At 52.7% G+C, this 23,625-nt stretch carries 18 protein-coding genes and 2 pseudogenes; 16 read left to right on the top strand and 4 right to left on the bottom strand.

Going from position 1 to position 23,625, the window contains the following annotated elements:
- The first annotated feature begins 43 nt into the window (after positions 1–43).
- From E7746_RS00065 to E7746_RS00090, 6 genes and pseudogenes are all read left to right on the top strand, one after another.
- Positions 44–1,849: an IS1634 family transposase gene (locus E7746_RS00065; protein WP_136409411.1), complete on the top strand. Its 1,806-nt coding sequence runs from the start codon at positions 44–46 to the stop codon at positions 1,847–1,849.
- 228 nt (positions 1,850–2,077) lie between these two features.
- A complete protein-coding gene (locus tag E7746_RS00070; protein ID WP_123395047.1) occupies positions 2,078–2,563 on the top strand; it encodes a GNAT family N-acetyltransferase in 486 nt (161 codons plus the stop codon).
- Positions 2,564–2,646: 83 nt separating this feature from the next.
- Positions 2,647–3,417, top strand: a complete 771-nt coding sequence (locus E7746_RS00075; protein WP_238337261.1) for an SDR family NAD(P)-dependent oxidoreductase — start codon at positions 2,647–2,649, stop codon at positions 3,415–3,417.
- Between the two features lie 50 nt (positions 3,418–3,467).
- The gene (gene porT, locus E7746_RS00080) at positions 3,468–4,202 is read left to right on the top strand and encodes a type IX secretion/gliding motility protein PorT/SprT (RefSeq protein ID WP_136409412.1); all 735 of its coding nucleotides are present in this window, start codon (positions 3,468–3,470) and stop codon (positions 4,200–4,202) included.
- A gap of 3 nt (positions 4,203–4,205) precedes the next feature.
- On the top strand, positions 4,206–5,183 hold the full coding sequence (locus E7746_RS00085; protein WP_136409413.1) for a PorP/SprF family type IX secretion system membrane protein: 978 nt from the start codon (positions 4,206–4,208) through the stop codon (positions 5,181–5,183).
- A gap of 58 nt (positions 5,184–5,241) precedes the next feature.
- Positions 5,242–5,784, top strand: a pseudogene (locus tag E7746_RS00090) (SUMF1/EgtB/PvdO family nonheme iron enzyme); the annotation flags it as partial.
- 5 nt (positions 5,785–5,789) lie between these two features.
- Here the strand turns inward: E7746_RS00090 and E7746_RS00095 are convergent.
- Positions 5,790–7,109, bottom strand: a complete 1,320-nt coding sequence (locus tag E7746_RS00095) for a transposase (protein WP_136409415.1) — start codon at positions 7,107–7,109, stop codon at positions 5,790–5,792.
- Between the two features lie 55 nt (positions 7,110–7,164).
- Here E7746_RS00095 and porK point away from each other — a divergent pair.
- The 6 genes and pseudogenes from porK to E7746_RS00125 form a co-directional block, all read left to right on the top strand.
- A pseudogene (porK, locus tag E7746_RS00100) lies at positions 7,165–8,022 on the top strand (T9SS ring complex lipoprotein PorK/GldK); the annotation flags it as partial.
- A 22-nt stretch (positions 8,023–8,044) separates the two neighbouring features.
- Positions 8,045–8,800 (top strand): type IX secretion system motor protein PorL/GldL, encoded by a 756-nt coding sequence (gene porL, locus E7746_RS00105; RefSeq protein ID WP_135946371.1) that lies wholly within the window; start codon positions 8,045–8,047, stop codon positions 8,798–8,800.
- Positions 8,801–8,809: 9 nt separating this feature from the next.
- Positions 8,810–10,378, top strand: a complete 1,569-nt coding sequence (gene porM, locus E7746_RS00110) for a type IX secretion system motor protein PorM/GldM (RefSeq protein WP_136409417.1) — start codon at positions 8,810–8,812, stop codon at positions 10,376–10,378.
- A gap of 22 nt (positions 10,379–10,400) precedes the next feature.
- The gene (porN, locus tag E7746_RS00115; protein WP_136409418.1) at positions 10,401–11,477 is read left to right on the top strand and encodes a type IX secretion system ring subunit PorN/GldN; all 1,077 of its coding nucleotides are present in this window, start codon (positions 10,401–10,403) and stop codon (positions 11,475–11,477) included.
- A gap of 183 nt (positions 11,478–11,660) precedes the next feature.
- Complete coding sequence (pckA, locus tag E7746_RS00120) at positions 11,661–13,268, top strand: phosphoenolpyruvate carboxykinase (ATP) (protein ID WP_136409419.1); 1,608 nt, start codon at positions 11,661–11,663, stop codon at positions 13,266–13,268.
- A gap of 185 nt (positions 13,269–13,453) precedes the next feature.
- Positions 13,454–14,773: a transposase gene (locus E7746_RS00125; RefSeq protein WP_136409420.1), complete on the top strand. Its 1,320-nt coding sequence runs from the start codon at positions 13,454–13,456 to the stop codon at positions 14,771–14,773.
- A gap of 180 nt (positions 14,774–14,953) precedes the next feature.
- Here E7746_RS00125 and E7746_RS00130 read toward each other — a convergent pair whose 3' ends face one another.
- Both E7746_RS00130 and E7746_RS00135 read right to left on the bottom strand, forming a co-directional pair.
- The gene (locus E7746_RS00130) at positions 14,954–16,462 is read right to left on the bottom strand and encodes a glycoside hydrolase family 30 protein (protein ID WP_136409421.1); all 1,509 of its coding nucleotides are present in this window, start codon (positions 16,460–16,462) and stop codon (positions 14,954–14,956) included.
- Positions 16,463–16,512: 50 nt separating this feature from the next.
- Positions 16,513–17,475 (bottom strand): family 43 glycosylhydrolase, encoded by a 963-nt coding sequence (locus E7746_RS00135; RefSeq protein WP_238337398.1) that lies wholly within the window; start codon positions 17,473–17,475, stop codon positions 16,513–16,515.
- Between the two features lie 824 nt (positions 17,476–18,299).
- On the opposite strand from E7746_RS00135, the gene E7746_RS00140 reads away from it, so the two are divergent.
- From E7746_RS00140 to E7746_RS00155, 4 genes are all read left to right on the top strand, one after another.
- Positions 18,300–21,134 (top strand): hypothetical protein, encoded by a 2,835-nt coding sequence (locus E7746_RS00140; RefSeq protein WP_136409423.1) that lies wholly within the window; start codon positions 18,300–18,302, stop codon positions 21,132–21,134.
- Between the two features lie 50 nt (positions 21,135–21,184).
- Positions 21,185–22,072: a BT1926 family outer membrane beta-barrel protein gene (locus tag E7746_RS00145; protein ID WP_135946653.1), complete on the top strand. Its 888-nt coding sequence runs from the start codon at positions 21,185–21,187 to the stop codon at positions 22,070–22,072.
- A gap of 85 nt (positions 22,073–22,157) precedes the next feature.
- Positions 22,158–22,727 (top strand): hypothetical protein, encoded by a 570-nt coding sequence (locus E7746_RS00150; protein ID WP_136409424.1) that lies wholly within the window; start codon positions 22,158–22,160, stop codon positions 22,725–22,727.
- Between the two features lie 201 nt (positions 22,728–22,928).
- Entirely contained in the window at positions 22,929–23,276 is a 348-nt protein-coding gene (locus E7746_RS00155) for a hypothetical protein (protein ID WP_136409425.1), read from the top strand.
- Between the two features lie 46 nt (positions 23,277–23,322).
- Here E7746_RS00155 and E7746_RS00160 read toward each other — a convergent pair whose 3' ends face one another.
- Complete coding sequence (locus E7746_RS00160; protein WP_136409426.1) at positions 23,323–23,622, bottom strand: hypothetical protein; 300 nt, start codon at positions 23,620–23,622, stop codon at positions 23,323–23,325.
- Positions 23,623–23,625: the final 3 nt, after the last annotated feature.

Genomic DNA, 23,625 nt, shown 5'->3' on the forward strand with positions numbered 1-23,625 from the left:
TCTTTGTAGCACCGTGTAGCAATCAACGGCAGGGCGGCATAATATGAAGCTGAAAATAACCAAGACAAAAAAGACTTCCATCCTTTATGTACAGAAGGCATACAGGGACAAGAACGGCAAAAGTACCTCAAGAATCCATGAGCGCCTTGGAACGCTTGAGGAAGTTCGTCAGAGATGCGGAGACAGAGATCCTGTTGAATGGGCCAGGGGATATATCGCCAGGCTTACGGCACAGGAGAAGGAGGGCCGGCAGGTGATAATATCACGTCTGTCGCCCACAAAGCTTATTGAAAAAGGCGAGGCTCAGAGTTGCGAGAGCGGATATCTGTTTCTTAAACGGCTGTACCATAAGGTCGGGATGGACAGGATATGCGAGGCAATCTCACGTAAACATAAGTTCGACTTCGATTTCAACAAAGTTCTGGAGCTGATGGTCTACGAACGGCTTTTGAGACCGGCTTCAAAACTAGGTAATTATCGCAGGAGCGGAAGCTATATCGAGCCTTTTGATATAGAAAAACAGCATATCTACAGGAGTCTGGATATCCTGGACAGACACGGTGAATACATCCAGAAGAGACTTTTCCTTAATTCGTCAAAGGTTGTCGAACGGGATACGACCGTCATGTACTATGACTGCACCAACTATTTTTTCGAGAGAGAATCTGCCGATCCGGACTATGTGACAGACAAAAAAGGGAACGTTCATGAACGTATACGCAAGTACGGAGTCTCCAAGGAACATCGACCGAACCCCATCGTACAGATGGGTATGTTCATCGACAACTCCGGCATGCCGGTTGCGATGTGCATCAATCCCGGCAATGCCAACGAACAGACTACCTTGATTCCAACTGAAAAGATTATAGTTGAGAAGATGGGGGTCAGCAAGATTGTAGTCTGTACAGACGGAGGTCTCTCTTCTGAAGGCAACCGGTCATATAACTCCACAGCAGAAAGATCATTCATAACGGTGCAGTCAATAAAGAAACTGGAGGATAATCTCAGGGACTGGTGTCTGGAACCGACAGGATGGAAACTTGTAAAGTCCGACACGGTACAAAAAGACAAGCGGTACCGGGATGCAGACGAGGATGAACTGGAGTTTGACCTGACTGATGCCGATACTGCCCGTTATTACGGAGACCGCACTTTTTATCGCGAGCGTTGGATTGTCAATGAAAAGACAAAGTTCTCTCAAAGATTGATTGTGACATTTTCATACAAATACCGCGACTACCTCCGATTCCTGCGTCAACGCGAGATTGACAAGGCTGACAGCAATGCACGTGGAAACAGGACATTGACCAAATCTTATAAGAGCCCTGACAGGTTCCTTTCCGAGACCTACGCCACAGAAGACGGCGAGGTTGCGGTATTCAGAACCGTCTCCCTGAATCTTGACGCCATATCAGAAGAAGAAAAATATGACGGCTTCTATGCGATATGTACGGATCTGTCTGACAATGTGACGAAAATCATCGAACTGAACCATAACCGCTGGGAGTCGGAGGATGCCTTCAGGGTCATCAAGACTGACTTCAAGGGTCGACCCGTCTTCGTCTGGACGGCGGAACACATAAGGGCCCACTTCATTGTCTGCTTTATCACACTACTGCTCTTCAGAATAATGGAAAAGGAACTGAACTATAAATACACATCCTCCGCTATAATTGAGAAACTACGGTCAATGACTATGAACATAGTCAAGGGAGAAGGCTACAAGCCTAACTTCACACGGGATGATCTTACCGATGACCTACATGCCAAAGCCGGCTTCAGACTCGACACCGAGATTGTTACTCGTCAGAAAATCAAACAGATTATTGCTAATATTAAAAAAGGTTAAATATAGATAACCCCATTCCAGTGCTACATATATAGACCCTTTTGCACATGGCTTCACGCCAATGTACAAAAGGGTTTGCTCGTTTTTGGACTGTAAAAGATGGGATAATCCCCCACATAACCGCGTTACACCGCCAAAAATGTGGAAATCGCAATCGATGTTTCGTTGCCGATTTGCGGGGATGTGGAGTAATTTTTAACTTTGCCGAATAAAAACAATGTGGATGTTATGAAGATAAGAGAAGTGCGCACCGACGACGCAAAGGAAATTGCCGAAATATACAATCACTATGTAAGGACTTCGACCGTGACTTTCGACACGGTCATAGCCACCGAGGAGATGACGCGCAACCGCATCGAGGCTATCGCTTCGCGCTATCCCTACTATGTGTGCGAGGACGAGGGCCGCGTGGTAGGCTATGCCTATGCCCATGAGTGGAAAGGACGCGGAGCCTATCACAACACCCTTGAGGCTTCGGCCTACGTGCTCGACGGAATGACCGGACGCGGCATCGGCCGCAAGCTGATGGAGTGTCTTATCGACGACTGCCGCAAGCGCGGATTCCATGCCCTGATAGCCTGCATAACCACCGGCAACGAGGCGAGCGAGCGCATGGTGAAGTCGTTTGGCTTCTACGAGGCGTCGCATTTCCGCGAAGTGGGATATAAGTTCGGACAATTCCTCGACGACAGCGACTACGAGCTTCTGCTGTGACACATATTTGAGGCTGCGATGAGCCGTGACGCAAACAATGGACGGCCCGGCTGTGTTACATCATAGTAACCAAGATTTTCAGGATGATGAAACGAATTGTTATCATGGGGGCCTCGTCGGGGATAGGCCTCCGTACAGCCGAGATATTTGCTTTAACCGGATGGCATGTGGGCGTGGCGGCACGCAATGAGGGCCCGTTGAGGGCTTTGAAGGAGATGTTTCCCACTCAGGTGGAGTATGAGGTTATCGATGTAACCCGAAGTGACGCTCCCCACAAGCTTACAGAACTTATAAGGCGGCTTGGAGGCATGGATGTCTACTTCCATGTGGCCGGCATATTCAGCGAGAATCCCTGCCTTGATCTTGACAAGGAGGTGGCCGTGACCGAAACCAACACAACTGGCTTCGTGAGGATGGTCGACACGGCCTATCACTACTTCTGCCTCACGAGAATCAAGGGCACCATCGCCGCCGTGACATCGGTAGCCGGAGTAAAGGGCATAGGGCGGATGGCCGCCTACTCGGCATCGAAGCGTTTCCAATGGAACTATCTTGAGGCGCTTGAACAGCTTTCCAACAACAAGCGCGCCGGAATATCATTTGTCGATATACGCCCGGGATGGGTGCGCACCCCGCTTCTCGACAAAGAGCGCAAATATCCGGTGAGCATGTCGCTCGACCATGTTGCTCCGCTCGTTGTCGATGCGATAGAGCGCAAGATACGCATAGCCGTCGTCGACTGGCGGTGGGCCATAGGGGTGTTCTTCTGGCGTTTGATTCCGGGATGCCTCTGGGTGAAGATGCCCGTAAAGGTGTCGAGGGCGGTTAAGCGCATACCCCGACCCGCCAAATGATGTAACGGTCGATACAATAAGCCGCGACCTGCATTCGTTTACATTTTGTAATGAGTGCGGGTCGCGTCATATTGTCACGTTTCGTTGTCGTTCTCATCCTGATAGCCGGGGTGGGATGTCACGCTTGTGCGCAGCGCAACAACCGCGTGATGAACCGCCCATATACCGACCTGAGGCCGTGGCATCTCGGATTCAGCGTGGGGCTGCACACCCAGGACCTTCAGCTGACGCATAGCGGATATGTCACGCCCGGCGGCGAGTCATGGTTTGTCGAGCAGCCCGACTTCTCGCCGGGATTCTGTGTGGGCGGACTTGTAGATTTCCGGCTCAACGAGTGGTTCAGCCTCAGGGTGTCGCCGGGCATCTATTTCGGCAACCGCAGCCTGGTGATGCGCGACTACGAGAGCGGAGCCGTGGAGCGTCAGGACATCAAGAGCAATCAGGTGGTGCTGCCTGTCGACCTGAAGTATGCGTCGTTGCGCTACCGCAACGTGCGTCCCTATCTTGTGGGCGGCGTAATGGGCGCATTTGATGTGTCGAAGCGACATGCCCGCGACCTGTTGCAGCTCAATAGTGCCGATGTCCTTGTGTCGTTGGGGTTGGGGTGTGACATCTATCTCCCTTATTTCAAGTTGTGCCCCGAACTGAAGTTCTGCTTCGGGCTTACCGACATGCTGCGTCACGACCGTCCCGACCTTGCCGACGACCCCGACCGTTACAAGTTCACGCAGTCGCTTTCCAAGGCGGTTACGCGCATGGTTGTACTAACCTTCTACTTTGAGTGACGCATGACACGGATTAACCGCATATTGTCGCTGATTGCCGTTACGGTCGCATCGCTTGCCGTCACCGTCGACGCGCAGGTCGACATGATGATGACCAACTATGTCGAAGCACTCAACTACTACAATGCCGCCGCCATAGGCACGAGCGACTACCTGCGCGTGAGGGTAGGCGGCCGTTGGGACCGTATAGGTACCGACCCGGCTCCCAAGTCGTTCATGCTCACAGGCGACATGCCGCTTCCCCTCCTCGGCAACAAGCTCGCGGCAGGAGTGGTGGCGCAGCGTGAAAGCATGGGGCTTTACCGCAACATCACCGCAGGATTACAGTGCGGCTACAAGATAACGACCGGACGAAGCTCGAGCGTCACGCTCGCGGTTCAGGCCGGCATCATCGACAATGAGTTCCGGTGGTCGGAGAGGGAGCTTCCCGAAGGTGACGCCGCAAGTGACGAAGCCGGTGACATGCCGGTAGAAGACGAACGACATTCGGCTGTGGACCTGTCGCTTGGGGCGTTCTATAACTCGCGTCACTTCTGGGCGGGAGTGTCGGTGACGCATCTCACCCGGTCGCAGGTCACGCTCGATGTCGACGGCGACGGTGACAACGCCGTCACGTTTAATGCCGGGCGCAAGTTTTATTTGATGGCCGGCGGCAATATTCCTATAAAAAACACGTTATTTGAGATACAGCCGTCAATGCTTCTGAGAGTCGACCGCGACCGCGTGACGGGCCAGCTGACGGCCCGTGTGCGTTACAACCGCTTCCTGTGGGCCGGCGTGGCATGGCGTCACGACGATGCCGTGGCACTGCTGCTCGGAGCTGAGTTCAGCAACATCTTCATCGGCTACAGTTACGACCGTGCCGTGGCCGATGTGTCACGCCGGGGACGGGGCAGTCACGAGGTGTGGGGCGGCTACAAGGTAAAGCTTGACTTCGGGCCGCGCAACCGATACGGGCATAAAAGCATACGCATAATGTAATCATCACAATATGAAAGGAGTATCGACAAGATTATCAATCATTATAATAGCCTCGGCCATGGCGGTGTCATGTGCCGTGGGAGGGCATGGAAACTCCGGCGGCGAGGTTACCGGCGTGGGCGGCGTGTCGTGGAGCGAACTTACGCCCTATGGCATGGTGCTTGTCGACCGAGGGTCGATAATGGCAGGTCCGGCCGAAGCCGACAGCGCATGGAACCTGCGAGCCGACGCCCGCGGAGTGTCGGTCGACGGATTCTGGATGGATGAAACCGAAATCACCAATGCCAAGTACAAGCAGTTTGTCTACTGGGTGCGTGACTCCATAATCCGCGAGCGACTTGCCGACCCGGCCTATGGCGGCAACGACGAGTTTCGCATCGAGGAGGACCGTGACGGCAATCCCGTGGGGCCCTATCTCAACTGGAGCAAGCCCATTCCGTGGCGTAACGCCGACGAGGACGAGCGGCGTGCCATCGAGAGCATGTACCGCGTGAATCCGGTGACGGGAGTGCATGAGCTCGACCCCGAGCAGCTCACCTACCGTTACGAGGTGTACAACTACACCGAGGCGGCCAAGCGAAAGAACCGCCTGAACCCGGCACGGTTCTAGTGGTCGGAAGAGGTTTGTAACGATAGTATTTTGATTTTTAGATTATTGACCTCTGATTTCATTGATTTTACTTGAGCCTCAAGTCTTTTTATCGTTTCTGTCTGATATCTAATCAATTCTGTCATGATGGCCTGTTTGGCTATGCGTGGCCCCATATTATGGGCAATGGAATATATTTTAACCAGCAGGGCGACAATCAGGGTCATATACAGCATTACCTGTATTCCGTGTACATTTGTTGATATAAAATGTGAAAAGCTCAGATCCTGTTTGAGAAATTTAAAGAATACCTCAATATCCCAGCGCCTTCGGTAATATTGGACAATTTCGATGGCATCTTTCTCAAAGTTATTGGTAATCAAGACCATCTCGTCATCATAGTGTCGGGCGTGGCGTCTGGTGTTTCGTGGAGATTCCGGACGCGGTGTCTTGAATCTAACCCGTATAATCCTGTAAAGGCATGAGGTATCCCATTTGTCGGATTGTTTGGCTCTGAGATAACCCTTGTCATCCGCGGTCACTACCACTTCATTGTCTGCCAGCACAGAGTCTTCGGGCAACATCGTTTCTACGGGTTGTGTGCAGCGGTTTAGGTTGAGCCTCCCGACGAAGAAGGCCCGGTTCTGTTTTGTCAGTTTCGCGATACATTTGAAATCATCCACATCCTTCAAGCCTCTGTCAAAGACATATCCATTCGACATCCCCGCCCTTTTACGCAGACATTGTGCCACAGTCTTGCTTATCGGGGCATTGTCGGCAGAATATGTCCTTTCTGTAAAGACATTGGCCGCCACAACGTTGAGTCCGTTATAAGCCATGGTGTACTTGAGTTGTCTCCGGTCTGAAGATGTATTTTTTGTCATGCCGGTAGAGAAACCCTCCACAAGTTTGTTTGAGGTCTCGGCGACCATGGTGCTGTCAACGCGTATTATTTGCATGTCATCCAGTACAGCATCGGGTACATACTTAAGATATTTGGAGCATATCAGTGCATATGCCTCTTTGAAAAAATCTATATTTATCCTGGTCAGCCGCTCGCTGAAAGATGAATGAACCACCACTGTGCGCTTGCTGTCAGAGGTGCCATTTGTGTCCGTCATCAGCGGGATGCCATTTTTTATCGATATAATCCTTTGACTGACCTGAGATGAAGACAGCATTGCAAATATGCAGTCGACCATCATGTCTACTCCACGTAATTTTTTTGCTTTGTAATCGACCTTTGTTTTGGCCGCTATCTCTGAGATTTTATCGTATGGGAGGTTTTTTATCACCCCGATGGCTGTTACATTATCTTTTGGGTGCTGTGTAGTCATATCTGTTTTTTTGATATAACAACCAGGCTCGACTTTTTGCTGTGTCTTCCGACCACTAGAACCGGCACGGCGCGAATACAACACCGACAAGCCGGTGCCCACGCGCGACCCGGTGATATCGAAGGACACGGCCTACATAAACGACGACGGCGAGATTGTGCGCGAAACCATAACCCGTGCGCTGACCGGCGACTACGACTTCGTGAACACCTATATAGTAAATGTCTACCCCGACACCACCGCGTGGATCAACGACTTCGACAACTCGTTTAACGAGCCCTACGTGCGGCTCTACTTCTCCCACGGCGGTTACAGCGACTATCCCGTGGTGGGAGTGAGCTGGGAGCAGGCTATGGCATTCAGCAACTGGCGCACCGACTTCCTGCGCAAGTCGCTCGGCAAGGATGGCATCCACATCGAGCCTTACCGCCTGCCCACCGAGGCCGAGTGGGAGTATGCGGCCCGAGCCGGAAAGAGCGAAAACAAATATCCCTGGGACGGTGACCTGCCGATGAGCGAGGACAAGGGGTGCTTCTATGCCAACTTCAAGCCCGGCGAAGGCAACTACACGCGCGACGGCCACATAATAACCTCCAAGGTGGGAACCTACGCCCCCAACGACTTCGGCCTATACGACATGGCCGGAAACGTGAGCGAGTGGACCTCGACCGCCTACAACGAGAGCGTGAGCCGCCTCACAAGCGATGTAAATCCCGAATACCGATATGACGCTGCCGTCGACGACCCCTACCGCATGAAGCGCAAGATAGTGCGCGGCGGCTCGTGGAAGGATGTGCAGCACAACGTGCGCAGCGACCTGCGCATGTGGGAGTACCAGAACGAGCAGCGCAGCTACATAGGATTCCGTAACGTGCGCACACGCATCGGATTTGCCAAGGGGCGCAACAAATAACTCTCAATAGACTACTGTGACAATGGGAAAAATCAAGAGATACCGTAACCGCGTAGAGCGTTTCCTGTCAAGCGACCGCGGACAGAGCTTTTTCAATTTCGCCTATTCGATAGGCGCCGCCATCGTGATATGGGGTGCGCTTTTCAAGATTCTCGACCTGCCCGGCGGCGACCTTCTTCTCACCGTGGGCATGGGCACCGAGGTGATAATGTTCATCCTGACGGCTTTCGACCGTCCGCCGCGTGAATACCGGTGGGAGGATGTGTTTCCCGTTCTCGACTCGCACCGTGACGCCGACCGCCCGGTCATGACCGGTGCATCGGGTCTTGCAGTGGCTCCGGCGGCACCCCGCCAGGCATCGGGCGATGTGAATGACCATGTGGCACGCATAGCCGAGGCCGCCGACGCACTCGCCGGGGTGTCGGCCACGCTTATGGAGCAGTACAAGGCGGCGGGAAGCGACAGCGAGGAGATAAGCCGCGTGTCGGCCGACTACCTTGAGCAGATGCGCAGCCTCACCCGCAATATCGCCGGACTCAACGCCATCTACGAGCTGCAACTGAAGAATGCCGGGTCGCAGCTTGAAACGATCGACCGCGTCAACCGGGGCATGAACGATGTGCGTGACATGTATGAACATTCATCGGAGATGACGCGCCGCTACCGCGAGGAGGCCGAGAAGATGACCGAGCACATGCAGCAGCTCAACGCAATATACGAAAAGATGCTAACGGCCATGACCGCCAATCCGTTGTCGGCCGTGTCGTCCAACCGATAAAGACTTACGATGGGAAGTAACAATACACGCAATCTGTCGCCGCGTCAGAAGATGATAAACCTGATGTATATCGTCCTGACGGCCATGCTTGCCCTGAGCGTGTCGAGCGATGTGCTCGACGGTTTCGGTCAGGTCGATGAGGGGTTGTCGCGCTCCAACGCGAATGTGGAGTCGCGCAACACCGCGCTTCTCGACCGGCTTGAGGCTGTAGCGTCGCAGAATCCCGAGAAGGGGGGAGCATGGCGCGACAAGGCGGTGGAGATACACTCGATGACCGGCAGCCTATATGCGCTCATCGACACGCTGAAACTCGCCATTGCGGTGGAGGCCGACGGAGAGGATGCCGACCCGGGCAATCTGCGTCACCCCGAAAACCGCGAAGCCTCGTCGGTGGTGATGGTGACTGCGCCTGATGCCCGCGGCGAAGAGCTACGCAAGGCCATCGAGCGTTATCGCGAGCAGGTGACGGCGCTTGTGCCCGACCCGGTGAAGCGTGACAACCTGCAACGCGCACTGTCGACCGACCCCATGCTGCGTGACGGCGCACTCGCCAAGCGGCCGTGGGAGGAGGCACTGTTCCTGTCAAAACCGGCCGTGGCTTCGGTGACCATGCTCACCAAGTTGCAGAACGACCTGCTCTATGCCGAGGGCGAGGTGCTGGGCGCACTTCTTGCCAATGTCGATGCCGGCGATGTGAGAGTCAACGAGCTGAGAGCCTTTGTGATACCGTCGTCGCGCAACGTGATGCGCGGAGCGAGCTACCGGGCCGACATTGTGCTTGCCGCAGTCGACACGACACAGCGCCCGAGGGTCTATATCGACGGCCGCCGCCTCGACAACGACCGCGGAGTGCTCGAAATCGACGCTTCGGCTACGGGAGCGTTCAGCTACTCGGGCTACATCGAGCTGCCACACCACGACGGCACTGTTACGCGTCACGACTTCGAGTCGACTTACAATGTGATCGAGCCCGGCGCTACTGTGTCGGCCAAGATGATGAACGTGCTGTATGCCGGAATCGACAATCCGCTTGGAATCTCGGTGCTGGGCGTGCCTCAGTCGTCGGTGAGCGCGACAATGACCAACGGCTCACTCGTGCGCCGCGGCGACGAGTGGATTGCCCGCCCCGACCGCATAGGCGAACAGGCGGTGGTGACGGTGGCCGCCGACATCGACGGCAGCCGCCGTCAGGTGGCCTCGACCGGCTTCATGGTGCGCCGTCTGCCCGATCCCGCTCCCTATATGACGATCACCGATCAGGCGGGCAACAAGGTGCGCTATCGCGGTTCCAAGCCCATTGCCAAGTCGCAGCTCATGCAGGCTCAGGGGGTTGAGGCGGCAATCGACGACAATCTGCTCGATGTCAACTACCGGGTTCTCGGGTTTGAAACGTTGTTTTTCGACTCGATGGGAAATGCGATGCCCGAACTGTCGGACGGCCCCCGGTTCTCGTCGCGACAGCGCGAGGCGTTCAGGCGCTTGTCGCGCGGTAAGCGATTCTTCATCTCGCGTGTACGCGCTGTGGGTCCCGACGGCGTGGAACGTGACATCTCGCCCATGGAAGTTATTGTAAATTAGAATAATCAGGAGAAAATAAATTATGAATGTCATGACTTCGATATATCGCTACGCGCTGGCGCTGTGCATGGTCGCTGCCGCCGGTGCTCTGTCGGCTCAGAATGCATCGACCTCCTCGGGCGTGAGGCGCGTAGGGGGCGACGACAAGCGCCCAGCCTCGCAGGCTCAGGTGAGCGACCGCATGCAGATGCGACAGGCCGCCGACTCGCGCGTTCCCGACGATGACGCGCAGTGGATGAAGGTGGTGTATCGTTCGCTCGACCTCGCCAAGGTGCCCAATGCGTCGCTCTACTATCCGCAGGAGGTGGTTGACGGACAGGAGAATCTGTTCCGCATCATCATGAACCGCTTTGCGTCGGGCGAGCTTACGGCCTACGAGTATCTCGACGGGCGGGAGATGTTTACCGAGCAGTATCGGGTCAACCCTGTCGATGTGCTTGAGCGTTTCCACGTGCCTTACACCGAGGCTGGAAGCGGAGCGCGTCGCCGTTATGTGGTCGAAGAGAGCGATGTGCCCTGCAACGAGGTGCTGAGCTACTACATAATAGAGCGATGGGAGCTCGACCGCTCCACGACGCGCATGACAACGACGGTGCAGGCGCTGTGTCCGGTGCTTCACCGTGCCGGCGACTTCGGCGGCGAGGATGTGCGCTATCCCATGTTCTGGATAAAGATGGATGACCTGCGCCCCTATCTGCTGTCGACAACGACATTTGTCGACGACGACAACAACGCATCGCGCTACACCTACGACGACTTCTTCGCCCTGTCGCTCTATGACGGCGAAATCTACAAGACGCGCAACCTGCGCAACCTGTCGATGATGCAGATGTATCCCGACCCCGACGACCGCCGTCGCGCCCAGGACAGCATCCAGCACAGGCTTGAAACGTTTGACGACATGATGTGGGTGCCTACTCGCGAGGAGGTGCAGGCACGTGGCGGCGCAGAGTCGGCCGACTCGGTTGCCGTGGGCGAGTACCGCAAGGAGGCCAAGCCGGCGTCACATTCGCGCAAACCGGCCAAGGTGAAGGCTCCAAAGAAGCCCAAGTCGTCGGCCGACAGCGGAGCGAAGCGCTCGGTGCGTCGCCGCCGTTGAAAAAATACCTTAATATGCGCTTGTAATCGGGAGGGAAGCATTAAAAAAATGTAATACGGAAAAATTTCTTTATTTAATTGTCACCGTTATCAAAAAAGTGACTATCTTTGTAGGCGATTTAGAGTACATAGCCCATAACTAAGTATATACATCTAATAAACTCAATTAAATAAAGTCTACAAAATGAGCAAAATTGATTTAACTCAGTACGGTATCACCGGTACCACAGAGATTGTACACAATCCCACCTATGAGCAGCTCTTTAAGGAAGAAACCTGCCCTACGCTTGAGGGCTTTGAAAAGGGCGTAGTTACTGAACTCGGCGCCGTTAACGTAATGACAGGCGTCTATACCGGACGTTCACCCAAGGATAAGTTCATCGTTCTTGATGACAATTCAAAGGACAATGTATGGTGGACAACCGAGGAGTATCCCAACGACAACAAGCCTGTTACCGAAAAGACTTGGGATGCCGTTAAGGAAATCGCTATCAAGGAACTTTCAAATAAGAAACTTTACGTAGTTGACCGCTTCTGCGGTGCCAACAAGGACACCCGCATGGCAGTGCGCTTCATCATGGAAGTTGCATGGCAGGCTCACTTCGTAACCAACATGTTTATCGCTCCTTCAGAAGAGGAACTCGCTAACTTCAAGCCCGACTTCGTTGTTTACAACGCTTCAAAGGCTAAGGTTGAAAACTACAAGGAACTCGGCCTCAACTCCGAAACCGCAGTTGTGTTCAACATCACTTCTCGCGAGCAGGTTATCATCAACACCTGGTACGGCGGTGAAATGAAGAAGGGTATGTTCTCGATGATGAACTACTTCCTTCCTCTCGAAGGCATCGCTTCAATGCACTGCTCGGCCAACACCGACAAGAACGGCCAGAACACTGCTATCTTCTTCGGCCTCTCGGGAACAGGTAAGACCACCCTTTCAACCGACCCCAAGCGTCTGCTTATCGGTGACGACGAGCACGGATGGGACGACAACGGTGTCTTCAACTTCGAGGGCGGCTGCTACGCCAAGGTTATCAACCTCGACAAGGAGAGCGAGCCCGACATCTACAACGCCATCACTCGTGACGCTCTTCTTGAGAACGTTACCGTTGACGCTGAAGGCAAGATCGACTTCAAGGACAAGAGCGTAACCGAGAACACTCGTGTATCTTATCCTATCAACCACATCAAGAGCATCGTTGAGCCCGTTTCGGCCGGCCCCGCTGCCAAGAATGTAATCTTCCTCTCGGCTGATGCATTCGGTGTGCTTCCTCCCGTTTCAATCCTTACTCCCGAGCAGACTAAGTACTACTTCCTCTCAGGCTTCACTGCTAAGCTTGCAGGTACTGAGCGTGGTATCACCGAGCCTACTCCTACTTTCTCGGCTTGCTTCGGCCAGGCATTCCTTGAATTGCACCCCACCAAGTATGCTGAAGAACTCGTTAAGCGCATGCAGAAGAGCGGCGCCAAGGCTTACCTCGTAAACACAGGCTGGAACGGTTCAGGCAAGCGTATCTCTATCCGTGACACCCGCGGTATTATCGACGCTATCCTTGACGGTGCTATCCTCAAGGCTCCCACCAAGCAGCTCCCCATCTTCGACTTCGAGATTCCTACCGAACTTCCCGGTGTAGATCCCAAGATCCTCGATCCTCGCGACACCTACGCCAACCCTGAAGAGTGGAACGTTAAGGCTAAGGACCTTGCCGAGCGCTTCATCAAGAACTTCAAGAAGTACACCAACAATCCTGCCGGTAAGGAACTTGTTGCCGCAGGTCCTCACGTTGGCTAATTCATGCAAGTAGTGACTGACTAACTTTCACGACTATAAAATTTTCCCCGGAAGGTGGACGCCCACGCGCCCACCTCCTTTTTTTGCGCCTGCCGTCCAATGGTGGGGGTGCAACCCGCAAGGGTTCTAGTGGTCGGAAGACACAGCAAAAAGTCGAGCCTGGTTGTTATATCAAAAAAACAGATATGACTACACAGCACCCAAAAGATAATGTAACAGCCATCGGGGTGATAAAAAACCTCCCATACGATAAAATCTCAGAGATAGCGGCCAAAACAAAGGTCGATTACAAAGCAAAAAAATTACGTGGAGTAGACATGATGGACGACTGCATATTTGCAATGCTGTCTTCATCTCAGGTCAGTCAAAGGATTATATCGATAAAAAATGGCATCCCGCTGATGACGGACACAAATGGCACCTCTGACAGCAAGCGCACAGTGGTGGTTCATTCATCTTTCAGCGAGCGGCTGACCAGGATAAATATAGATTTTTTCAAAGAGGCATATGCACTGATATGCTCCAAATATCTTAAGTATGTACCCGATGCTGTACTGGATGACATGCAAATAATACGCGTTGACAGCACCATGGTCGCCGAGACCTCAAACAAACTTGTGGAGGGTTTCTCTACCGGCATGACAAAAAATACATCTTCAGACCGGAGACAACTCAAGTACACCATGGCTTATAACGGACTCAACGTTGTGGCGGCCAATGCCTTTACAGAAAGGACATATTCTGCCGACAATGCCCCGATAAGCAAGACTGTGGCACAATGTCTGCGTAAAAGGGCGGGGATGTCGAATGGATATGTCTTTGACAGAGGCTTGAAGGATGTGGATGATTTCAAATGTATCGCGAAACTGACAAAACAGAACCTGGCCTTCTTCGTAGGGAGGCTCAACCTAAACCGCTGCACACAACCCGTAGAAACGATGTTGCCCGAAGACTCTGTGCTGGCAGACAATGAAGTGGTAGTGACCGCGGATGACAAGGGTTATCTCAGAGCCAAACAATCCGACAAATGGGATACCTCATGCCTTTACAGGATTATACGGGTTAGATTCAAGACACCGCGTCCGGAATCTCCACGAAACACCAGACGCCACGCCCGACACTATGATGACGAGATGGTCTTGATTACCAATAACTTTGAGAAAGATGCCATCGAAATTGTCCAATATTACCGAAGGCGCTGGGATATTGAGGTATTCTTTAAATTTCTCAAACAGGATCTGAGCTTTTCACATTTTATATCAACAAATGTACACGGAATACAGGTAATGCTGTATATGACCCTGATTGTCGCCCTGCTGGTTAAAATATATTCCATTGCCCATAATATGGGGCCACGCATAGCCAAACAGGCCATCATGACAGAATTGATTAGATATCAGACAGAAACGATAAAAAGACTTGAGGCTCAAGTAAAATCAATGAAATCAGAGGTCAATAATCTAAAAATCAAAATACTATCGTTACAAACCTCTTCCGACCACTAGAACCGCAAGGGGTTGTGGAGGGTTGGGGTCACGGCTTGTCCGCGGGTAGGGCTTTCGCCCAACCCGCGGACAAGCACATGATATGCCTATCGGCATATACCATCTGGCCACGCCCCGCATGCTGTGGATGGGTCTGTTTGGGTGTATATGATTGCATATACGCGGCGCGGCCGGCGGCGGTTACTCCAGGAAGGTGTTGAAGGAGTGGGGGGCGAGGGTGGTGTTGATGTAGCGGTCGCCGAGCTTGAGGCTGAAGGGGGCTTCGCTGTCGGCGAAGTTGCCGGCGATCACCACGTGCTTGCCCTGCGGATTCACTGCCACGAGCACCGGCATGGTGCCTTTCTGGTCGCCTTTCCAGCCCACGATGCGCGAGCCTTTGGGGAGGAACTGGCAGTAGTGTCGCGCGGCATAGTACTCGGGCGTGAGGGTGGCCTTGCGCTCCTTGGAGTCGACGCGTATCAGCGCGTTCTGCTTCCATCCCCAGGGACTTTCGCCGTTGTCGGCCAGGATGAAGTTCCAGAAGTTGTATTCGTTGCATCCGTTGCCCAGATAGTGGTTGATGAGCTCGAATGTGTGTTCGGCTGCCGGCCAGTCAAAGCTTCCCCAGCCGCATTCGCTCTCCGAGCAGATGTAGGACCAGTCGGGGTGCTGTGCCCTGATGGCGGCGAGTATGTCGCGTCCTTCCCACTGGAAGCCCATGCCCGAAATCGACTTGTTGAGCTCGCTGTCGCTCAGCACCTTCTCCACATGGTCCTGACGGTTGGTGTTGAACGTGCCGAGATAGAGCTTCACCTCGGGATGGTTGCGCTTAAGCGCGGGGGCGAGATAGTCGCGGTTGAAGCGTATCGTGCCTTCGGCGGTCCAGGCGCATCCGGGGTAGGGGGTGTAGCTGTAGGCCTCGTTCTGATACATAACCATGTCGATGGGTATGCCCTGCTCTTTGTAGGCGTCGATGAAGCGGCAGAAGTAGTTGGCGTAGGCGTTAAGGTAGCGCGGATCCTGTATCATGTAGTCGGTCGTGGCAAGCTGACGCGGAAACACTCCGTCGCGGGCTCCGGTGAGCTTCATCTCGTCCTCGTCGATTTCGGCCGATTCGGTGCCGAAGAGCAGATAGTTCTGCTTCTCCGACAGATTGTTGTATTTGCTGCTCACCACGGGGTAGTCGCCGTTGATTTTCATCCAACTCGGCGGACACCACGGCGATATCCAGCAGGTGATGTCGGGGTTATACTTCTGCGCGGCGCGGATGAAGGGTATTATCGCCTGCTTGTCGCGGTCGATGTTGAAGTGGTTGAGGTTGAAGTCGCCCTCGACCTCGTCGCAGCTGTACCATGAGCGGGCGTAGTCGTTGGCTCCCGGCGATATGCGTCCACGGGTCACGCGCAGGTCGCCGTCGGGGGCGAATACGCGGTGCAGAATCTCGTCCTGCTCCTCGCGGGTGAGCATCGACAGCGCGTCCCAGTCGAGTTCGTTGAAAGTTATGCCCCAAGCCTTGAATTCCTGCCCCTTGGCGTCGCGTGCCACTTCGAGCACGGGTGCTGTGGCGGCTTTTTTCTCCATTTTGCCTTTGGTGCTGCTCCATTCGTTGCCTTGGGTCGACGAGATGTGGGTGTAGGACTGTGCCGACATGTCGGTTGCCGCTGTCGCGAGCAGTGCCGACAGTGCTATTGCTGTGATTCGGGCGTTCATTGTCATGATTGGTTTATGATGTTGATGTTGTGGATGTTATGTCGGTGTAATCAGCGGGTGGGGACTACCGGCTTTATCGAGCCGTCGGGGTTGAACTCCATGCGGTCGATGCACACTTCGCGATGCCAGCCCGGGCCTTTGTCGCGGTCGATGTACTCCTTGTTGATGCGGTGGTACACGATGCACCACTCGTCGGTGCCGGGGATGTTGAGCACCGAGTTGTGGGCCGGGCCGTAGATCTCCTTGTCGGGACGCTGGATGAGTATCGTGCAGGGGTCGGCCACCTTGATGGGGCCGAGGGGGCTGTCGGATGTTCCGTAGGCCACGTGGTAGTTGGGCGAGCCCGTGTCGTCGACCGACCACAGGAAGTAGTAGATGCCGTTGCGGTAGAACACGTAGGGAGCTTCGCGGAAGGCGTAGGTTTCCAGTGTGCCGCCCTGCGGAGTCATCACGGTTATCGTTTCCTCCTTCAGCGAGGTCATGTCGTCGTTGAGTTCGGCGCCGGCCATGTAGCCGTTGCCCCAGTAGAGGTAGTATTTTCCCGAAGCCGGGTCGCGGAACACATCAACATCGATCTGCTGCCCATGTCCGGCGGGAGAGTCCTTGACTAAGGGGCGGCCGAGGTCGACAAATGGGCCTGTGGGGCTGTCGGCCACGGCAACGCCTATCTCCTTGCGGTTGTCCTCGGGCGAGTGTCCGCTGTAGTAGAAGTAGTATCGGTAGCCGTCGCCCTCCTTGCGCTCGATAATGGCGGGGGCCCATGCGTTGCCGCTGGCCCAGGGCACCTGTTCCGACTTCACGTCGAGCATTATGCCGTCGTCGTGCCAGTCGGTGAGGTTGTCCGATGAGAACACGTGGAAATACCAACCACCCCATCCCGGCTGTCCGTCGGTGGTGGAGTAGATGTAGTAGCGACCCGTGTTTTCCGAGTATAGGATTTCGGGGTCGGCGTGAAATCCGGGCAAAATGGGGTTGTGGGCCCGGTCGGATAATGTGTGGGCCGAGGCCGACATGGCGGCCGCGACGCAAAGTGACAATAATATAGTTCGCATATACAAGAAACGGATATTTGATAAACCCAAAGATAGCCAATAAAATCCATCCGTGCAAATCCCGCCGGCCCCCGGGATGATGGGAGCGGTGTATGCCGGTATATAATCCGGTATATAATAATGTGTAATGTTTGGAATGGATGGGAAATGGGGGCATGACGCATAGAGCGTTATATATGGGTATGGATGCTTGATGGGATGCAATTTCCCCACACTTCATTAGCAAATCCGCGCGTTAGCGCTTAGAGCTGCGATAGCTGCTCAATAAGGTTAGCCCCATGCTGCACGTGCCTTTAGGTACGTGCAGCATGGGGTCATGTGCAGGTTCCCCACCATACCGAGGGCTGCGTTAGCTGCCCAATAGATGCCATCATCCCAGGGGATGGGGGTGCAGAGCGGGGATGTTAAAGTGAAAGGGGAAATAGTATCTCTTGGTAGGAGATACTAACTAAGAGATTACAAATCTATGTAAAATGTTTGAATTAAACAAAATATTTTTTGGATAAAATGTGTTCAAGATGCTTAAAATTATTCGGTCAATTTTAACTTAAAATCACAACCCACCTGGCCCTCAGCCCCTTACCCCACGTAGTATCTCCTACCAAGAGATACTATGCGAGGAGGCCTTATCGATTAGGATATATAGTAATTTTGAGGAAAACGCTTACAGAGTTCAAAGTGTGGGATAGACCATGAAATTACTGTATTGCAGAATGTTAAACTATATTTTTAGTATTTTTTAATAATTATTTAACCCAATTATTTACCATTTAAGTAAAACTACAATGAAAAAGTTGACTTACTTAGTCGCTTCGCTGTTGACTACAGCGACAGTCGGTATGACTTTCACCGGCTGTATCGACAATGATGAGCCCTACGGCATTGAGCAACTGCGTGGTGCCAAGGCTGAATTGCTTAAGTCCAAGAAGGCTCTTATTGAGGCTGATGCTCAGTATAAGCTTGCTTTGGCTGAGGCTGAAAAAGTGAAGGCTGCTGCTGAAGCTGCCAAGTTTGATGCCGAGCGTGCAAAAACCGAAGCTGAAATCGCTGAAATTCGTCAGAGAATGGATGATGCAGCACGCATTGCCGAGCAGACGTTGCAGAATCTCAAGGTTGCTTATGAGCAGGCCCTTTTGGCCTACGAGAAGGAAAGATTGGAACTCTCTCAACAGCAGCAGACTATTCTCGATGGATTCTACAGAAAATACTTCACCGCTCTTAACAATTACAACGAGAAGTATATGGAGTATGTGAGAGCCCAGAAGGATCTTGTAGCGAATGCTCTCGACCCCGATGGTATTGCTTATGATGCCAAGAAGCGTGTAGAAGATGCTGTTGCCAACGCTCAGAAGGCTCTTGATGACGCTCAGGCCAATATCGAGGACTATAATGAGCAGCTCGCCGACGCAAAGACCTGGAAGCCTTCGGAACTCGGCGCAAAACTCACCGCTTATCAGGATCAGGTTGAGGAAAATACCGAGAAGATGAAGCTCATTGACCTTACTATTGCTGAAAACAACAACGAAAGCGAAGAGGGTAAGGCTCTTGTAGCAGCAAAGAAGGCTTTAGACGCTCTGTATAACGAAGAGGTAGAGATTCCGGCTTATACTTTCAATGCCGATGGCGCAATCACTATCCCCGGCTTGACTGAACCTGAGGAAGTTATAGGTGAAGGATGGAGCTATACTTGGAATAGTCAATACGGCTACCACGGTTATAATGACGCTTTTAACCGCCTTGGTAATTTCAAGAATAGCATTCGCCGTTATGTCCTTGATGACAACGATGTTGAGTGGACTAAGGCAGAAATCAATAACCTTGAGGCTGAAAAGAAGGAAAAAACTGCTGAATTCGACAACCTGTTTGCCGGCTGGAAGATGTTTGCCGACGCTTATAATGTAGGTGCTGCTCCCAAGTATGACGCCATCATCGGTTACGATGAGCTTAAGAAGGCTGTTGACGCTTACAATGCACAGGTTCCCGCAACTCAGGCTGCCAAGGATGCATATTATGCCGCTCAGAAGGCCGCTCAGGAGGCTTGGGATGCTTATAACGAGAAGAACAATCTCGAAGGTGATGCTTGGAGTGACTATTATGAAGCAGTAAATGCCGCAAACGAGGCTTATAATAAAGCTGTAGAGGCTGCAAATAATGAACTTGACAAAACTATCACCGCGCTTAACAATGCTGTAGTTAAGGCTCAGCAGGAAAAGAATGCTGCTGATAGCAAGTATATGATTGCACAGGGTTTGGCTGATAAGTACGATGATAACGACCTTAAGGAGGCCGCTTTAGCAGCTCTGAAAGTGGCTGAAGATGCAGCTAAGGCTCTTGAAACCGCTGAAAAAGCAAGAGATGAGCAGGCTCCTAAGGCTCAGGCAAAGGCTGAAAAGGCTAATGATCTTGCTGCTGCCACCCGTGACAACGCTATCACCGATGCTGAAAAGGCACGTAAACTTGCCATTAACGATGCTCCTCAGATTGCCGATCCGTTGCTTGATGCCGCTAATGCTGCCGATAACAAGGTAAATGAGGCACAAGATGCTTATAACGAAGCATGGAATGAATTAAGCGAACTTGTTAGAGTATGGGATAACGAAACTCAGAGTTATACCGGTGTTTATGGCGCTATAGACAATCAAGTTGAAGAGATTAATAAAGAATATCAGTATGAGGAAGAGTGGTATGATGGCGAAAATTGGCATACATACACATGGATGCCTGCCTCCGATTATTCATTGTTCTATCAATTCGAGAATGAAGTCAACGGCTCTCAGTGGGATGCAGAAGTAGCTATACCTGAATGTTCGGTTGCTGATGTATGTGCTTATTCTTCTTCCAACATGAAATATAATATCATCGCTTTGTCAAATAAGATATATGGAAGTTACTATTATGATAAAAATGATGACGATATCTTAGGCATACCTTCAGCTCAGTTGATACCTCTTACCAAGGACGATATCGACAAGATGCTTGCCAAGTATGGTGTAGATGAAATTAACTACCCCAACAGCTATAATTATTATTTTGGCTTGTTCGGAATAACTCTCTATTATGACAATCGCATCGAGGTAGCTAACGCTTACATCACCAACAAGCCTGCTATTGAGGCTGCATTTGAGGATGTTCAAACTCAGATTGACAATCTTGTCGCTTCTCGTGAAGAATTGTCAGATAAGATTGATGAAGCAGGCAAGGCTGTAGAGGCTGCTCAGGAAGCTGTTGATGAGCTTAACGCTGATTCATGGGCTGAGTATTATGAACTTCAGCGTCAGAATGATGTTGCCGATAAGATGATTATTGCTATCTCGGCGGCTGCTGAGGCAACCGGTGTTGCTCAGACCGAGCAGTGGACTCAGGAAACTATCGACGCGGCTATCGAGAATATCGAACAAAGCATCAAGGATGAAGAAGAGAGCATACCCGACCTTGAAGAGGCATTGGCAAGAGCTAAATACATCCTTGACCAGTACGAAAAGGGTCTTATAAGCTCAGCCGAACTTGCAGCTCTTGATGTAGAAGAGGCTAAGCTTGCAATGGATGCAGCCAAGGAGAAACTTGACGCAGCCAAGGCTCGCCTTGATGCAGCTATCAAGAGTGTAGAGAACGCTGAATAATCTCACCGTCATCCAATTAGAAACAACAACAATCATTTAATATCGAAAAAATGATTAAACGACTTTGCACAATCTTATTGTCGGCACTTCTGGTCGCTCCCACCGTGTGGGGGCAGACCGGGGGATGCCCCGACAAGGGATGCGCATCGTTTGCACCGCACAAGGGTCAATGGGAGTTCTCGTTGATGCTCGGCAGCAGCGGCTCGGTCTATGGCGACGACCAGACCGCCCTGCTCCCGATGTACAACTCCAACTACGGTTCGATCGGTCTTCCCAACGGCGGGACGGCCACTTCGGGCAACCTGAGCGGCTACTTGAACCTCACAGGGTTTGACAACAACAGTCTTGTAAACATACTCGGCATTCAGGCCAAATATTTCTTCCATGACAGCTGGGCGGTAAATCTGTCGGCGGGCATGAACATCGGAGTAACTCCGAAGAAGGACTATATCGAGGCCGAATATGAGGATCTGGACAACCTCCGCATCCCCGACCAGAAGTATGTCAACGCGCAGGTCAACAACAACTGGTATATCAACGCCGGAGTTGACCGCTACTTCAAGACGAGCAACGAGCGCATACACCCTTATGTGGGAGTGACGATAGGGATGCAGATGGCCCGCATCCACACCAAGCAGCCCTACACGGGCATCATGGTTGACGATGAGGACCTAAGCGACCTCGGCGAGCAAATCGAGGAGGCCGTCTACCTTGCCCCGGGTCGTGTGGGCCAGATGATAGCGCTTAAGGGCGCGGCTGTAGCAGGTATCGAGTACAGCCTGACACGCGGCATGTTCCTTGCCGTAGAGTGTCAGCCGGTATCCTACCGCTACGACCTTATCCAGATGGCACCGCAGGGCTTTGACAAGTACAATCTGTGTCACCATAACATCAAGCTCATAGACATGCCTATCGTAAAACTCGGATTCCGATTCTGATTTTACAGAGGTACAACAATCCTGAAGAGGGCGGAGCGGCAGCAGCCGTGCCGCCCTCTCTATAATTGACTAATCAATATTGACGATGAAGACAATCAATTTTATTGTGACGCTGCTTCTTGTGGCTGCATTTACGGCCTGCGGCAGCGGAGCATCCAACAAGCCCGAATGTACGGTGACTATAGTGTCGCCGGGCGAGGAGTATGCGCAGGCGGTGCTCTACGATGTCGACAACCGGGTGCTTGACTCGGTGGTGTTCAGCAACAACGAAGCTGTGATGGTGCGCCGCGACACGGCCGAGATGCCCTATCTGGGCTTTCTGCGCTTCTACAATCCGGCCGACTCGCTCGACTTTATCGAGCTTCCGATGGCGGTTGAGCGCGGCGACGTGAACATCGACCTGAGCCACGGCATCGGCCTGTCGGGCACGCCGCTTAACGAGCGTGTTCACGGGTTCCTGATAGCTCGCGCACGGCTTAACTCGCAGTTTGACATCGAAAACGACACTACCGTGACGGTGGAGGGGCTTCGCAAGGCGTTCTCGCAGTTCTACGTTGAGCAGATTAATGCCAACCGTGATAATGTGTTGGGCGACTTCCTTCGTGAATCCTACGGAATCCACGTTCTGCCGGCCGACCGCCCGAAGCTGAAGTGACGGGGTTGCGCGGCCGCGGTGGCGGTTGCTGTTGCTTATGCGGGCTTTTGCCTCGCTTTGGCGGGTATAAAATATAATAGGCACGCGCTTATTAGCTGTGGGGCTGTCCGGCCTAAAGCAATACGGTGGGGCATTAGCCGGGCAGCCACCGCAGCTCCTCTCCCTTCTTTACCAACATAAAACCGTAAATTATTGAAAAAGATGGATATATGCGATCGCATCAATGCGATAATACAACATGAGAATATGAATGTTTCATCGTTTGCGCGTCACATCGGAGTCGGCGACCAAACGGTGAGGGGCGTCGTGGTTATGCGCCGCAACAAACCCGGCTACGACTTCCTGCTGAAGGTGGTAAGGGCATTTGACTGGCTTGATACCGACTGGCTCATCACCGGCGAGGGCAACATGGTGCGCAGTCTGAAGCAGCAGCCCGACGCCGCGCCCGTCACCGACCAGGTCGACGCCCTCTTGACAATCATCCGCGAAAAAGACGAACGCATCGAGCAGCTCATCCGCGAAAACACCCTCCTCCGCCACAACCCGTAATCCCGCGCGGCCCAGCGTATATGTGCTACCCCTTGCGGGTTGCATACTACCATCCGAGGGATTTAGCGGGGGTGTGTTTGTTGTTGAGGTGGGCAGCGTTTACGCGGTAGACGAGGATGGTGACGAGGACGACAAAGATGATTGCAAAGAGCCCGGCGCAGCCTTGCAGGAGCAGCTGCACGGTGGTCGATGTGCCGACCCACCCGAAGGCATTTATCAAAAGTAGTATTATAGCGATGGCGATTGATGCGATTGCAGCATATTTCAATCGCAAATTGGGTTTTTCGTTATAGTACTTTTCAAGCTCCCTGCGATGTGCTTCCTTCTTTTCAAAATAGTTAGCCATAAT

It is taken from the genome of Muribaculum gordoncarteri (genome assembly GCF_004803695.1).
GTDB classification, from domain to species: Bacteria; Bacteroidota; Bacteroidia; order Bacteroidales; family Muribaculaceae; genus Muribaculum; species Muribaculum gordoncarteri.

What these genes read in the sequence shown, in the direction of transcription:
- E7746_RS00065 (WP_136409411.1), top strand. Translation starts at nt 44, where the DNA reads ATGAAGCTGAAAATAACCAAGACAAAAAAGACTTCCATCCTTTATGTA.
- E7746_RS00070 (WP_123395047.1), top strand. Translation starts at nt 2,078, where the DNA reads ATGAAGATAAGAGAAGTGCGCACCGACGACGCAAAGGAAATTGCCGAA.
- E7746_RS00075 (WP_238337261.1), top strand. Translation starts at nt 2,647, where the DNA reads ATGATGAAACGAATTGTTATCATGGGGGCCTCGTCGGGGATAGGCCTC.
- porT (WP_136409412.1), top strand. Translation starts at nt 3,468, where the DNA reads ATGAGTGCGGGTCGCGTCATATTGTCACGTTTCGTTGTCGTTCTCATC.
- E7746_RS00085 (WP_136409413.1), top strand. Translation starts at nt 4,206, where the DNA reads ATGACACGGATTAACCGCATATTGTCGCTGATTGCCGTTACGGTCGCA.
- E7746_RS00095 (WP_136409415.1), bottom strand. Translation starts at nt 7,109, where the DNA reads ATGACTACACAGCACCCAAAAGATAATGTAACAGCCATCGGGGTGATA.
- porL (WP_135946371.1), top strand. Translation starts at nt 8,045, where the DNA reads ATGGGAAAAATCAAGAGATACCGTAACCGCGTAGAGCGTTTCCTGTCA.
- porM (WP_136409417.1), top strand. Translation starts at nt 8,810, where the DNA reads ATGGGAAGTAACAATACACGCAATCTGTCGCCGCGTCAGAAGATGATA.
- porN (WP_136409418.1), top strand. Translation starts at nt 10,401, where the DNA reads ATGAATGTCATGACTTCGATATATCGCTACGCGCTGGCGCTGTGCATG.
- pckA (WP_136409419.1), top strand. Translation starts at nt 11,661, where the DNA reads ATGAGCAAAATTGATTTAACTCAGTACGGTATCACCGGTACCACAGAG.
- E7746_RS00125 (WP_136409420.1), top strand. Translation starts at nt 13,454, where the DNA reads ATGACTACACAGCACCCAAAAGATAATGTAACAGCCATCGGGGTGATA.
- E7746_RS00130 (WP_136409421.1), bottom strand. Translation starts at nt 16,462, where the DNA reads ATGAACGCCCGAATCACAGCAATAGCACTGTCGGCACTGCTCGCGACA.
- E7746_RS00135 (WP_238337398.1), bottom strand. Translation starts at nt 17,475, where the DNA reads ATGTCGGCCTCGGCCCACACATTATCCGACCGGGCCCACAACCCCATT.
- E7746_RS00140 (WP_136409423.1), top strand. Translation starts at nt 18,300, where the DNA reads ATGAAAAAGTTGACTTACTTAGTCGCTTCGCTGTTGACTACAGCGACA.
- E7746_RS00145 (WP_135946653.1), top strand. Translation starts at nt 21,185, where the DNA reads ATGATTAAACGACTTTGCACAATCTTATTGTCGGCACTTCTGGTCGCT.
- E7746_RS00150 (WP_136409424.1), top strand. Translation starts at nt 22,158, where the DNA reads ATGAAGACAATCAATTTTATTGTGACGCTGCTTCTTGTGGCTGCATTT.
- E7746_RS00155 (WP_136409425.1), top strand. Translation starts at nt 22,929, where the DNA reads ATGGATATATGCGATCGCATCAATGCGATAATACAACATGAGAATATG.
- E7746_RS00160 (WP_136409426.1), bottom strand. Translation starts at nt 23,622, where the DNA reads ATGGCTAACTATTTTGAAAAGAAGGAAGCACATCGCAGGGAGCTTGAA.